A 13,574-nucleotide genomic window follows, 5' to 3' on the forward strand; every position below is an offset into this window, starting at 1 on the left:
TTGGAAAATATCTCTGATTTATGGAATAGTGCCTTAAAAGAATTAGAAAAAAAGGTAAGCAAGCCTAGTTATGAAACATGGTTAAAATCAACAACGGCTCATAACTTGAAGAAAGACGTATTAACGATTACAGCTCCAAATGAATTTGCTCGTGACTGGCTAGAATCTCATTACTCAGAACTAATTTCGGAAACACTATACGATTTAACAGGGGCAAAATTAGCAATTCGCTTTATTATTCCCCAAAGTCAATCGGAAGAGGACATTGATCTTCCTCCAGTTAAGCGGAATCCAGCACAAGATGATTCAGCTCATTTACCACAGAGCATGTTAAATCCAAAATATACATTTGATACATTTGTTATCGGCTCTGGTAACCGTTTTGCCCATGCAGCTTCATTAGCTGTAGCCGAGGCGCCAGCTAAAGCGTATAATCCACTCTTTATTTACGGGGGAGTTGGGCTTGGAAAGACGCATTTAATGCACGCAATTGGTCATTATGTAATTGAACATAATCCAAATGCAAAAGTTGTATATTTATCATCAGAAAAATTCACGAATGAATTTATTAACTCTATTCGTGATAATAAAGCTGTTGATTTTCGTAATAAATATCGCAACGTAGATGTTTTATTGATAGATGATATTCAATTTCTTGCTGGAAAAGAACAAACTCAAGAAGAGTTTTTCCATACATTTAATGCATTACACGAAGAAAGTAAACAAATTGTAATTTCTAGTGATCGACCACCAAAAGAAATTCCAACTTTAGAAGATCGTCTTCGTTCTCGCTTTGAATGGGGACTTATTACAGATATTACGCCGCCAGATTTAGAGACACGAATTGCAATTTTACGCAAAAAGGCAAAAGCTGAAGGGCTTGATATACCAAATGAAGTTATGCTTTATATCGCAAATCAAATTGATTCAAATATTCGTGAATTAGAAGGTGCACTTATCCGAGTTGTAGCTTATTCATCTTTAATTAATAAAGATATTAATGCTGATTTAGCAGCTGAAGCACTTAAAGATATTATTCCAAATTCTAAGCCGAAAATTATCTCTATTTATGATATTCAAAAAGCTGTCGGAGACGTTTATCAAGTAAAATTAGAAGATTTTAAAGCGAAAAAACGCACAAAATCAGTTGCGTTTCCTCGCCAAATTGCAATGTATTTATCACGCGAACTTACGGATTCCTCTTTACCAAAAATAGGTGAAGAATTTGGTGGACGTGATCATACAACAGTTATCCATGCCCATGAAAAAATTTCTAAACTACTAAAAACCGATACGCAATTACAAAAGCAAGTTGAAGAAATTAATGGTATTTTAAAGTAGTAGCTGAATAGTGTGAATAACTTACCTTGTTTTACGCACAGTCTATCCACATGTAGATAGACTGTTTTTACATCCTTCAAAGGGGTTATCCACATATCCACAGGCCCTATTACTATTACTACTATTTTTTATCTTTATTAATTAAATAAAATCTTATACTTACCGGAGGTTTTTCTTTATGCGTTTTACAATACAAAAAGACTATCTTGTAAGAGGTGTACAAGATGTAATGAAGGCAGTTTCTTCTCGTACAACAATCCCTATCCTTACGGGAATTAAAGTTGTAGCTACTGAAGAAGGGGTTACATTAACAGGAAGCGATGCTGATATTTCTATTGAATCGTTTATTCCAGTCGAAGAAAATGGAAAAGAAATCGTAGAAATAGCTCAATCAGGAAGCATTGTTTTACAAGCAAAATATTTTAGTGAGATTGTAAAAAAACTACCTAAAGATACTGTCGAAATTTCTGTGGAAAATCATTTTATGACAAAAATAAAATCTGGAAAATCAGAATTTAACTTAAATGGTTTAGATTCTGCAGAATATCCGTTATTACCACAGATTGAAGAACATCATGTATTTAAGATACCAACAGATTTACTTAAGCATATGATCAGACAAACTGTATTTGCAGTTTCTACTTCTGAAACAAGACCAATCTTGACAGGTGTAAACTGGAAGGTATATAACAGCGAGTTAACTTGTATTGCAACAGATAGTCATAGACTAGCACTTCGAAAAGCGAAAATCGAAGGACATAATATTGCAGATGAATTTCAAGCTAATGTTGTTATCCCAGGTAAGAGCTTAAATGAATTAAGTAAGATTCTAGATGAGTCTGAAGAAATGGTGGATATCGTTATTACGGAGTATCAAGTATTATTTCGTACAAAACATTTATTATTCTTCTCAAGATTGTTAGAAGGAAATTATCCAGATACAACACGTTTAATTCCAGCAGAGAGTAAAACGGATATTTTTGTAAATACAAAAGAATTCCTACAAGCAATTGATCGTGCTTCACTATTAGCGAGAGATGGCCGCAATAACGTTGTCAAATTATCAACTTTAGAGCAAGAAATGCTAGAGATTTCTTCGAATTCACCAGAAATCGGAAAAGTTGTCGAAGAAGTACAATGTGAAAAAGTGGATGGAGAAGAGTTAAAAATATCTTTTAGTGCAAAATATATGATGGATGCATTGAAAGCCTTGGATAGTACAGAGATTAAAGTTAGTTTTACTGGGGCGATGAGACCGTTCTTAATTCGTACAGTAAATGATGATTCAATTATTCAATTAATTTTACCAGTTCGTACTTACTAGGTAAGGAATAAGGGTTGCTAGTTTAAAGATGCTAGTGGCCCTTATTTGATTTTTGGGTATTACTTTCCTAATGTTAGTTTATTTAGTACAATGAAAGAATGAACACTTTCAGAAAGTGAGCGATTTTATGAAACATATTAAAATTTCAACAGAGTATATTACACTAGGACAATTTTTAAAGTTAGCTGATGTAATTGATACAGGTGGCGCTGTAAAATGGTTTTTACAAGAATATGAAGTGTACGTGAACAACGAACTTGAAAATAGAAGAGGTCGCAAACTATATGCGAATGATGTTATTGAAATTCCAGGAAGCGGAACTTTCCAAGTTCAGGCATAAAGGGGGAGCCCTTTGTTTATTTCAGAAATACAATTAAAAAACTATCGCAATTATGAAAAATTAGAGCTTTCCTTTGAAGATAAGGTAAATGTAATTATCGGCGAAAATGCACAAGGGAAAACAAACTTGATGGAAGCTATTTATGTTTTAGCGATGGCGAAATCTCATAGAACCTCTAATGATCGCGAACTTATCCGCTGGGATGAAGAGTTTGGTCAAATAAAAGGGAAATTACAAAAAAGAAACAGTTCTTTGTCTTTGGAATTAAATATTTCGAAAAAAGGTAAAAAGGCAAAATTAAATCAACTTGAACAACAAAAGTTAAGTCAATATATTGGCGTGATGAACGTTGTCATGTTTGCCCCAGAAGATTTAAATCTTGTAAAAGGAAGCCCTCAAGTAAGAAGACGCTTTTTAGATATGGAATTAGGACAAATAGCTCCTGTATATTTGTATGAATTAAGTCAATATCAAAAGGTGCTCACGCAACGAAATCACTTGTTGAAAAAAATGCAAGGGAATAGTAAGAATGAGGAAACGATGTTGGATGTATTTACCCTTCAACTAATTGAGCATGGTGCAAAAATACTGCAAAAACGTTTTGAATTTTTGCATTTGCTACAGGAATGGGCAGCTCCAATTCATCGCGGTATAAGCCGTGGATTAGAAGAGTTAGAAATTGTCTATAAACCAAGTGTAGATGTATCAGAATCAATGGATTTGTCGAAAATAAAAGAAGTATACTATGAAAGTTTTCAATCTGTGAAACAACGTGAAATTTTCCGTGGTACGACTTTAATTGGTCCTCATCGTGATGATTTACAATTCTTCGTTAATAGTAAAAATGTTCAAGTCTTTGGTTCGCAAGGACAACAACGAACGACCGCACTATCCCTAAAATTAGCTGAAATTGAATTAATTTATTCAGAGGTTAAAGAATATCCAATCCTTTTACTGGATGATGTTTTATCAGAATTAGACGATTATCGTCAATCACATCTGTTAAATACAATTCAAGGAAAGGTGCAAACATTTGTTACAACGACGAGTGTCGACGGAATTGAACACGAAACATTAAAAGATGCGAAAACAATTCATGTAACGAACGGCACGGTAGATTGTGAAATAGATAGGGCATAAACCCCTGTTTAAATGGAAAAGTAGGTGATCTTTGTGTCAATGGAACAAAAACAAATGCAAGAAAATGCATATGATGAAAGTCAGATACAGGTACTTGAAGGACTAGAGGCAGTTCGGAAACGTCCGGGTATGTATATTGGATCTACGAGTGGGAAGGGACTTCACCACCTTGTATGGGAGATTGTCGATAATAGTATCGATGAAGCGTTAGCAGGATATTGCGATGAAATTAACGTTAGTATCGAAGAAGATAATAGTATTCTTGTAACGGATAATGGACGTGGTATTCCAGTTGGTATACAAGAAAAAATGGGACGTCCTGCAGTAGAGGTTATTATGACTGTCCTCCACGCTGGTGGTAAATTTGGCGGTGGCGGTTATAAAGTTTCTGGTGGTTTGCACGGTGTTGGTGCATCTGTTGTAAATGCCTTATCAACAGAATTAGAAGTATTTGTACATCGTGATGGCAAAATCCATTACCAAAAATACGAAAGAGGTATTCCGGTTGCAGATTTAAAAGTCATCGGTGATACAGATAAGACTGGAACAATAACTCGCTTTAAACCGGATCCAGAAATTTTTAAAGAGACGACAGAATATGAATTCGATACGCTAGCGACTCGTATGCGTGAGTTGGCGTTTTTAAATCGTAATATTAAATTAACAATTGAAGATAAACGTGAACATAAGCAAAAGAAAGAGTTCCACTATGAAGGTGGAATTAAATCATATGTTGAACATTTAAATCGTTCAAAACAACCAATTCATGAAGAGCCTGTATATGTAGAAGGTTCAAAAGATGGTATTCAAGTTGAAGTTGCGCTTCAATATAACGAAGGATATACAAATCATATTTACTCATTTACAAATAATATTCATACGTATGAAGGTGGTACACATGAGGTAGGATTTAAAACTGCCTTAACACGTGTGATTAACGATTATGGTCGTAAAAATAACATTTTAAAAGATGCGGATAGTAATTTGACTGGTGAAGATGTTCGTGAAGGTTTAACAGCAATCGTGTCAATTAAACATCCAAATCCACAATTTGAAGGGCAAACGAAGACGAAACTTGGAAATAGTGAAGCGAGAACGATTACGGAGTCAGTATTCTCTGAGGCTTTTGAAAAATTCTTACTGGAAAATCCCAATGTTGCACGTAAGGTTGTAGATAAAGGGACGATGGCAGCACGTGCGCGTGTAGCAGCTAAAAAGGCTCGTGAGCTAACTCGCCGAAAGAGTGCTTTAGAAGTTTCAAGTTTACCAGGGAAATTGGCAGATTGTTCTTCTAAAGATCCAGCAATTAGTGAAATTTATATCGTAGAGGGTGACTCTGCGGGTGGATCTGCAAAACAAGGACGCGATCGTCATTTTCAAGCAATTTTACCGCTGAAGGGTAAAATTATTAATGTTGAAAAGGCACGCTTAGATAAGATTTTATCAAATGATGAAGTTCGTACAATTATTACGGCGATTGGTACAAATATTGGTGGGGACTTCGATATCGAAAAAGCACGCTATCATAAAGTTATTATTATGACCGATGCTGATGTTGATGGTGCGCATATTCGTACCCTATTATTAACGTTCTTCTATCGTTATATGCGTCAAATAATTGAGTGTGGATATATATATATCGCACAGCCACCTTTGTTTAAAGTGCAACAAGGTAAAAAAATTCAATATGCTTATAATGATAAAGAACTTGAAAAAATATTAGCTGAGTTACCAGCCCAGCCGAAACCAGGAATTCAACGTTATAAAGGTCTTGGAGAGATGAATCCAACTCAGCTATGGGAGACGACAATGGATCCAGAAGTACGTTCGTTACTTCAAGTTTCCCTTCAAGATGCAATAGAAGCAGATGAAACATTTGAAATTTTAATGGGTGATAAAGTGGAACCGCGTCGTAACTTTATCCAAGAGAATGCAAAATACGTGAAAAACCTTGATATTTAAATGAGTAATGACAGGAATCTAAGTATTCCTGTCTTCTACATATAAATCAATGTATGTGTAACGGAAATGTAAGAGGAGGTGCTCGTTGATGTCAGACAATCAACAACAAGCACGAATTCGAGAAATTAATATTAGTCATGAAATGCGTACCTCATTTTTAGATTACGCAATGAGTGTTATCGTATCTCGTGCATTACCAGATGTTCGTGATGGATTAAAACCTGTGCATCGTAGGGTTTTATATGCGATGAATGATTTAGGAATTACAGCTGATAAAGCGTATAAGAAATCAGCACGTATTGTCGGTGAAGTAATCGGTAAGTATCACCCTCATGGAGATTCAGCCGTTTATGAAACAATGGTACGTATGGCGCAAGATTTCAGTCAACGTTATATGCTTGTAGATGGGCATGGTAACTTCGGTTCTGTAGATGGAGATTCAGCAGCGGCAATGCGTTATACAGAGGCAAGAATGTCTAAGATTTCTATGGAATTAATACGTGATATTTCAAAAAATACAATTGATTACCAAGATAACTACGATGGTTCGGAAAGAGAGCCGATTGTATTACCAGCGCGTTTCCCTAATTTATTAGTAAACGGTACGACAGGTATTGCAGTTGGTATGGCAACAAATATTCCGCCACATCAACTTGGCGAAGTAATTGATGGTGTGTTGGCATTAAGCCATAATCCAGATATCACTATCGCGGAATTAATGGAATATATTCCTGGGCCAGACTTCCCGACATCAGGTTTAATCTTAGGGCGAAGTGGCATCCGTAGAGCTTATGAAACAGGACGAGGTTCTATTATGCTTCGTGCCAAAGTTGAAATTGAAGAGAAATCAAATGGTAAACAATCTATTATCGTAACGGAACTACCTTATCAAGTTAATAAGGCACGATTAATTGAAAAAATCGCAGAATTAGTTCGCGATAAGAAAATTGAAGGTATTACAGATTTACGTGATGAATCAGACCGAAATGGTATGCGTATTGTCATGGAAGTACGTCGTGACGCTAATGCAAACGTACTATTAAACAATCTATATAAACATACAGCACTTCAAACAAGTTTCGGTATTAATATGTTGTCTCTTGTAAATGGAGAGCCTCAAGTACTAAACTTAAAACAAAACTTATATCATTATTTGGAACACCAGAAGGTAGTAATCCGTAGACGTACTGCTTATGAATTAGAAAAAGCAGAGGCACGTGCCCATATTTTAGAAGGATTACGAATTGCTTTAGATCATCTTGATGAAGTTATTACGTTAATTCGTAGTTCAAAAACGGCTGATATTGCAAAGCAAGGCTTAATGGAACGTTTCGGTTTAAGTGAGAAACAAGCGCAAGCGATTTTAGATATGCGTCTGCAACGCTTAACTGGATTAGAACGTGAAAAAATCGAGCAAGAATATCAAGACTTAATGAAATTAATTGCTGAATTAAAAGCGATTTTAGCAGATGAAGAGAAAGTTCTTGAGATTATTCGTGAAGAATTAACAGAAGTAAAAGAGCGTTTCAATGATAAGAGACGAACAGAAATTACAATTGGCGGTATGGAATTTATTGAAGATGAAGATTTAATTCCTGAGCAAAACATTGCGATTACGTTAACTCATAACGGTTATATTAAGAGGTTACCAGCTTCTACGTACAAAACACAGAACCGTGGGGGACGTGGTGTACAAGGAATGGGTACGAATGATGATGACTTTGTTGAACACTTATTAACAACGTCTACTCATGATCATATTTTATTCTTTACAAACAAGGGTAAAGTATACCGTACGAAAGGATATGAAATCCCAGAGTATAGTCGTACTGCAAAAGGGCTACCAATTATTAACCTATTAGGGGTAGATAAGGGTGAGTGGATCAATGCCATTATTCCAATTCGTGAATTTGGTGACGACCAGTTCTTATTCTTTACAACGAAACAAGGTATTTCTAAGAGAACGCCACTTTCATCATTTGCAAATATACGTACAAACGGTTTAATTGCAATTTCGCTTCGTGAAGAAGATGAAGTGATTTCTGTACGTTTAACATCTGGCGATAAAGATATTATCGTAGGGACAAGCAACGGTATGTTAATTCGCTTCAATGAACAAGATGTACGTTCTATGGGCCGTAATGCAGCTGGTGTAAAAGCTATTACATTAGGCGAAGAGGACCAAGTAGTAGGTATGGAAATTGTTGAAGAAGATACGAATGTTTTAATTGTAACGAAAAACGGGTATGGTAAGCGTACTCCAGTTGAAGAGTATCGACTACAAAGTCGTGGTGGTAAAGGTCTTAAGACTTGTAACATTACAGATAAAAACGGTAAGTTAGTAGCGGTTAAGTCTGTAACAGGTGAAGAAGACATCATGCTAATTACAGCCGCAGGCGTTATTATTCGTATGCCAGTTGATCAAATCTCTCAAATGGGACGTAATACACAAGGTGTTCGTCTAATTCGTTTAGAGGATGAGCAAGAGGTAGCGACAGTAGCAAAAGCACAGAAAGATGAAGAAGAAGAATCTAATGAAGAGGTTTCTTCTGAAGAATAAGAGGGGGATTTTCCCCCTCTTATTTTTTTATAATAATACTTGCATAGTAATAGAAAAGTCTATATAATAGGCAGAGTCAGCAAATGAGAGATACAAATTATCTTGAAAAACTTGTTGACGAAAATAATATACTATGATATATTATAAAAGTCGCTGAAACGCGATATTGAACTTTGAAAACTAAACGAAACAAACAACGTGAAACGTCAATTTTTATTTTTAGATGCTAGACAAACTAACTTTATTGGAGAGTTTGATCCTGGCTCAGGATGAACGCTGGCGGCGTGCCTAATACATGCAAGTCGAGCGAATGGATTGAGAGCTTGCTCTCAAGAAGTTAGCGGCGGACGGGTGAGTAACACGTGGGTAACCTGCCCATAAGACTGGGATAACTCCGGGAAACCGGGGCTAATACCGGATAACATTTTGAACTGCATGGTTCGAAATTGAAAGGCGGCTTCGGCTGTCACTTATGGATGGACCCGCGTCGCATTAGCTAGTTGGTGAGGTAACGGCTCACCAAGGCAACGATGCGTAGCCGACCTGAGAGGGTGATCGGCCACACTGGGACTGAGACACGGCCCAGACTCCTACGGGAGGCAGCAGTAGGGAATCTTCCGCAATGGACGAAAGTCTGACGGAGCAACGCCGCGTGAGTGATGAAGGCTTTCGGGTCGTAAAACTCTGTTGTTAGGGAAGAACAAGTGCTAGTTGAATAAGCTGGCACCTTGACGGTACCTAACCAGAAAGCCACGGCTAACTACGTGCCAGCAGCCGCGGTAATACGTAGGTGGCAAGCGTTATCCGGAATTATTGGGCGTAAAGCGCGCGCAGGTGGTTTCTTAAGTCTGATGTGAAAGCCCACGGCTCAACCGTGGAGGGTCATTGGAAACTGGGAGACTTGAGTGCAGAAGAGGAAAGTGGAATTCCATGTGTAGCGGTGAAATGCGTAGAGATATGGAGGAACACCAGTGGCGAAGGCGACTTTCTGGTCTGTAACTGACACTGAGGCGCGAAAGCGTGGGGAGCAAACAGGATTAGATACCCTGGTAGTCCACGCCGTAAACGATGAGTGCTAAGTGTTAGAGGGTTTCCGCCCTTTAGTGCTGAAGTTAACGCATTAAGCACTCCGCCTGGGGAGTACGGCCGCAAGGCTGAAACTCAAAGGAATTGACGGGGGCCCGCACAAGCGGTGGAGCATGTGGTTTAATTCGAAGCAACGCGAAGAACCTTACCAGGTCTTGACATCCTCTGAAAACCCTAGAGATAGGGCTTCTCCTTCGGGAGCAGAGTGACAGGTGGTGCATGGTTGTCGTCAGCTCGTGTCGTGAGATGTTGGGTTAAGTCCCGCAACGAGCGCAACCCTTGATCTTAGTTGCCATCATTAAGTTGGGCACTCTAAGGTGACTGCCGGTGACAAACCGGAGGAAGGTGGGGATGACGTCAAATCATCATGCCCCTTATGACCTGGGCTACACACGTGCTACAATGGACGGTACAAAGAGCTGCAAGACCGCGAGGTGGAGCTAATCTCATAAAACCGTTCTCAGTTCGGATTGTAGGCTGCAACTCGCCTACATGAAGCTGGAATCGCTAGTAATCGCGGATCAGCATGCCGCGGTGAATACGTTCCCGGGCCTTGTACACACCGCCCGTCACACCACGAGAGTTTGTAACACCCGAAGTCGGTGGGGTAACCTTTTTGGAGCCAGCCGCCTAAGGTGGGACAGATGATTGGGGTGAAGTCGTAACAAGGTAGCCGTATCGGAAGGTGCGGCTGGATCACCTCCTTTCTATGGAGAATTGATGAACGCTGTTCATCAATATAAGTTTCCGTGTTTCGTTTTGTTCAGTTTTGAGAGAACTATCTCTCATATATAAATGTATGTTCTTTGAAAACTAGATAACAGTGTAGCTCATATTTTTTAATTTTTAGTTTGGTTAAGTTAGAAAGGGCGCACGGTGGATGCCTTGACACTAGGAGTCGATGAAGGACGGGACTAACGCCGATATGCTTCGGGGAGCTGTAAGTAAGCTTTGATCCGAAGATTTCCGAATGGGGAAACCCACTATACGTAATGGTATGGTATCCTTACCTGAATACATAGGGTATGGAAGACAGACCCAGGGAACTGAAACATCTAAGTACCTGGAGGAAGAGAAAGCAAATGCGATTTCCTGAGTAGCGGCGAGCGAAACGGAACATAGCCCAAACCAAGAGGCTTGCCTCTTGGGGTTGTAGGACATTCTATACGGAGTTACAAAGGAACGAGGTAGACGAAGCGACCTGGAAAGGTCCGTCGTAGAGGGTAACAACCCCGTAGTCGAAACTTCGTTCTCTCTTGAATGTATCCTGAGTACGGCGGAACACGTGAAATTCCGTCGGAATCTGGGAGGACCATCTCCCAAGGCTAAATACTCCCTAGTGATCGATAGTGAACCAGTACCGTGAGGGAAAGGTGAAAAGCACCCCGGAAGGGGAGTGAAAGAGATCCTGAAACCGTGTGCCTACAAATAGTCAGAGCCCGTTAATGGGTGATGGCGTGCCTTTTGTAGAATGAACCGGCGAGTTACGATCCCGTGCAAGGTTAAGCTGAAGAGGCGGAGCCGCAGCGAAAGCGAGTCTGAATAGGGCGTTTAGTACGTGGTCGTAGACCCGAAACCAGGTGATCTACCCATGTCCAGGGTGAAGTTCAGGTAACACTGAATGGAGGCCCGAACCCACGCACGTTGAAAAGTGCGGGGATGAGGTGTGGGTAGCGGAGAAATTCCAATCGAACCTGGAGATAGCTGGTTCTCCCCGAAATAGCTTTAGGGCTAGCCTTAAGTGTAAGAGTCTTGGAGGTAGAGCACTGATTGAACTAGGGGTCCTCATCGGATTACCGAATTCAGTCAAACTCCGAATGCCAATGACTTATCCTTAGGAGTCAGACTGCGAGTGATAAGATCCGTAGTCAAGAGGGAAACAGCCCAGATCGCCAGCTAAGGTCCCAAAGTGTGTATTAAGTGGAAAAGGATGTGGAGTTGCTTAGACAACTAGGATGTTGGCTTAGAAGCAGCCACCATTTAAAGAGTGCGTAATAGCTCACTAGTCGAGTGACTCTGCGCCGAAAATGTACCGGGGCTAAATACACCACCGAAGCTGCGAATTGATACCAATGGTATCAGTGGTAGGGGAGCGTTCTAAGTGCAGTGAAGTCAGACCGGAAGGACTGGTGGAGCGCTTAGAAGTGAGAATGCCGGTATGAGTAGCGAAAGACGGGTGAGAATCCCGTCCACCGAATGCCTAAGGTTTCCTGAGGAAGGCTCGTCCGCTCAGGGTTAGTCAGGACCTAAGCCGAGGCCGACAGGCGTAGGCGATGGACAACAGGTTGATATTCCTGTACCACCTCTTTATCGTTTGAGCAATGGAGGGACGCAGAAGGATAGAAGAAGCGTGCGATTGGTTGTGCACGTCCAAGCAGTTAGGCTGATAAGTAGGCAAATCCGCTTATCGTGAAGGCTGAGCTGTGATGGGGAAGCTCCTTATGGAGCGAAGTCTTTGATTCCCCGCTGCCAAGAAAAGCTTCTAGCGAGATAAAAGGTGCCTGTACCGCAAACCGACACAGGTAGGCGAGGAGAGAATCCTAAGGTGTGCGAGAGAACTCTGGTTAAGGAACTCGGCAAAATGACCCCGTAACTTCGGGAGAAGGGGTGCTTTCTTAACGGAAAGCCGCAGTGAATAGGCCCAAGCGACTGTTTAGCAAAAACACAGCTCTCTGCGAAGCCGTAAGGCGAAGTATAGGGGGTGACACCTGCCCGGTGCTGGAAGGTTAAGGAGAGGGGTTAGCGTAAGCGAAGCTCTGAACTGAAGCCCCAGTAAACGGCGGCCGTAACTATAACGGTCCTAAGGTAGCGAAATTCCTTGTCGGGTAAGTTCCGACCCGCACGAAAGGTGTAACGATTTGGGCACTGTCTCAACCAGAGACTCGGTGAAATTATAGTACCTGTGAAGATGCAGGTTACCCGCGACAGGACGGAAAGACCCCGTGGAGCTTTACTGTAGCCTGATATTGAATTTTGGTACAGTTTGTACAGGATAGGCGGGAGCCATTGAAACCGGAGCGCTAGCTTCGGTGGAGGCGCTGGTGGGATACCGCCCTGACTGTATTGAAATTCTAACCTACGGGTCTTATCGACCCGGGAGACAGTGTCAGGTGGGCAGTTTGACTGGGGCGGTCGCCTCCTAAAGTGTAACGGAGGCGCCCAAAGGTTCCCTCAGAATGGTTGGAAATCATTCGTAGAGTGCAAAGGCATAAGGGAGCTTGACTGCGAGACCTACAAGTCGAGCAGGGACGAAAGTCGGGCTTAGTGATCCGGTGGTTCCGCATGGAAGGGCCATCGCTCAACGGATAAAAGCTACCCCGGGGATAACAGGCTTATCTCCCCCAAGAGTCCACATCGACGGGGAGGTTTGGCACCTCGATGTCGGCTCATCGCATCCTGGGGCTGTAGTCGGTCCCAAGGGTTGGGCTGTTCGCCCATTAAAGCGGTACGCGAGCTGGGTTCAGAACGTCGTGAGACAGTTCGGTCCCTATCCGTCGTGGGCGTAGGAAATTTGAGAGGAGCTGTCCTTAGTACGAGAGGACCGGGATGGACGCACCGCTGGTGTACCAGTTGTTCTGCCAAGGGCATAGCTGGGTAGCTATGTGCGGAAGGGATAAGTGCTGAAAGCATCTAAGCATGAAGCCCCCCTCAAGATGAGATTTCCCATAGCGTAAGCTAGTAAGATCCCTGAAAGATGATCAGGTTGATAGGTTCGAGGTGGAAGCATGGTGACATGTGGAGCTGACGAATACTAATAGATCGAGGACTTAACCATATAATATGTAGCAATGTTATCTAGTTTTGAAGGAATATGCCTTCAT

The 13,574-nt window shown here is 41.0% G+C and carries 6 protein-coding genes and 2 rRNA genes; all 8 read left to right on the top strand.

Annotated features, from left to right (window positions below; genetic code table 11):
* The gene (gene dnaA / locus N2V79_RS00005; protein WP_000428028.1) at positions 1-1,341 is read left to right on the top strand and encodes a chromosomal replication initiator protein DnaA; all 1,341 of its coding nucleotides are present in this window, start codon (positions 1-3) and stop codon (positions 1,339-1,341) included.
* 178 nt (positions 1,342-1,519) lie between these two features.
* On the top strand, positions 1,520-2,665 hold the full coding sequence (gene dnaN / locus N2V79_RS00010; RefSeq protein ID WP_001212886.1) for a DNA polymerase III subunit beta: 1,146 nt from the start codon (positions 1,520-1,522) through the stop codon (positions 2,663-2,665).
* A gap of 127 nt (positions 2,666-2,792) precedes the next feature.
* Positions 2,793-3,005 carry a S4 domain-containing protein YaaA gene (gene yaaA, locus N2V79_RS00015; RefSeq protein ID WP_000680510.1) on the top strand — a complete coding sequence of 71 codons (213 nt, stop codon included), beginning with the start codon at positions 2,793-2,795 and terminating at the stop codon, positions 3,003-3,005.
* 12 nt (positions 3,006-3,017) lie between these two features.
* A complete protein-coding gene (gene recF, locus N2V79_RS00020; protein ID WP_000470755.1) occupies positions 3,018-4,145 on the top strand; it encodes a DNA replication/repair protein RecF in 1,128 nt (375 codons plus the stop codon).
* 39 nt (positions 4,146-4,184) lie between these two features.
* Positions 4,185-6,107: a DNA topoisomerase (ATP-hydrolyzing) subunit B gene (gyrB, locus tag N2V79_RS00025; protein ID WP_000435980.1), complete on the top strand. Its 1,923-nt coding sequence runs from the start codon at positions 4,185-4,187 to the stop codon at positions 6,105-6,107.
* An 88-nt stretch (positions 6,108-6,195) separates the two neighbouring features.
* Complete coding sequence (gene gyrA / locus N2V79_RS00030) at positions 6,196-8,667, top strand: DNA gyrase subunit A (protein WP_001282866.1); 2,472 nt, start codon at positions 6,196-6,198, stop codon at positions 8,665-8,667.
* Positions 8,668-8,908: 241 nt separating this feature from the next.
* A 16S ribosomal RNA gene (locus tag N2V79_RS00035) occupies positions 8,909-10,460 on the top strand.
* 146 nt (positions 10,461-10,606) lie between these two features.
* Positions 10,607-13,528: ribosomal RNA gene (locus N2V79_RS00040) — 23S ribosomal RNA — on the top strand.
* Together the 16S and 23S rRNA genes form the textbook arrangement of a ribosomal RNA operon.
* Positions 13,529-13,574: the final 46 nt, after the last annotated feature.

It is taken from the genome of Bacillus sp. CH_70 (assembly GCF_038007045.1).
Taxonomy (GTDB): domain Bacteria; phylum Bacillota; class Bacilli; order Bacillales; family Bacillaceae_G; genus Bacillus_A; species Bacillus_A cereus.

Coding starts and splice junctions, on each gene's coding strand:
- dnaN (WP_001212886.1), top strand. CDS start 1,520: ATGCGTTTTACAATACAAAAAGACTATCTTGTAAGAGGTGTACAAGAT.
- yaaA (WP_000680510.1), top strand. CDS start 2,793: ATGAAACATATTAAAATTTCAACAGAGTATATTACACTAGGACAATTT.
- gyrB (WP_000435980.1), top strand. CDS start 4,185: ATGGAACAAAAACAAATGCAAGAAAATGCATATGATGAAAGTCAGATA.
- gyrA (WP_001282866.1), top strand. CDS start 6,196: ATGTCAGACAATCAACAACAAGCACGAATTCGAGAAATTAATATTAGT.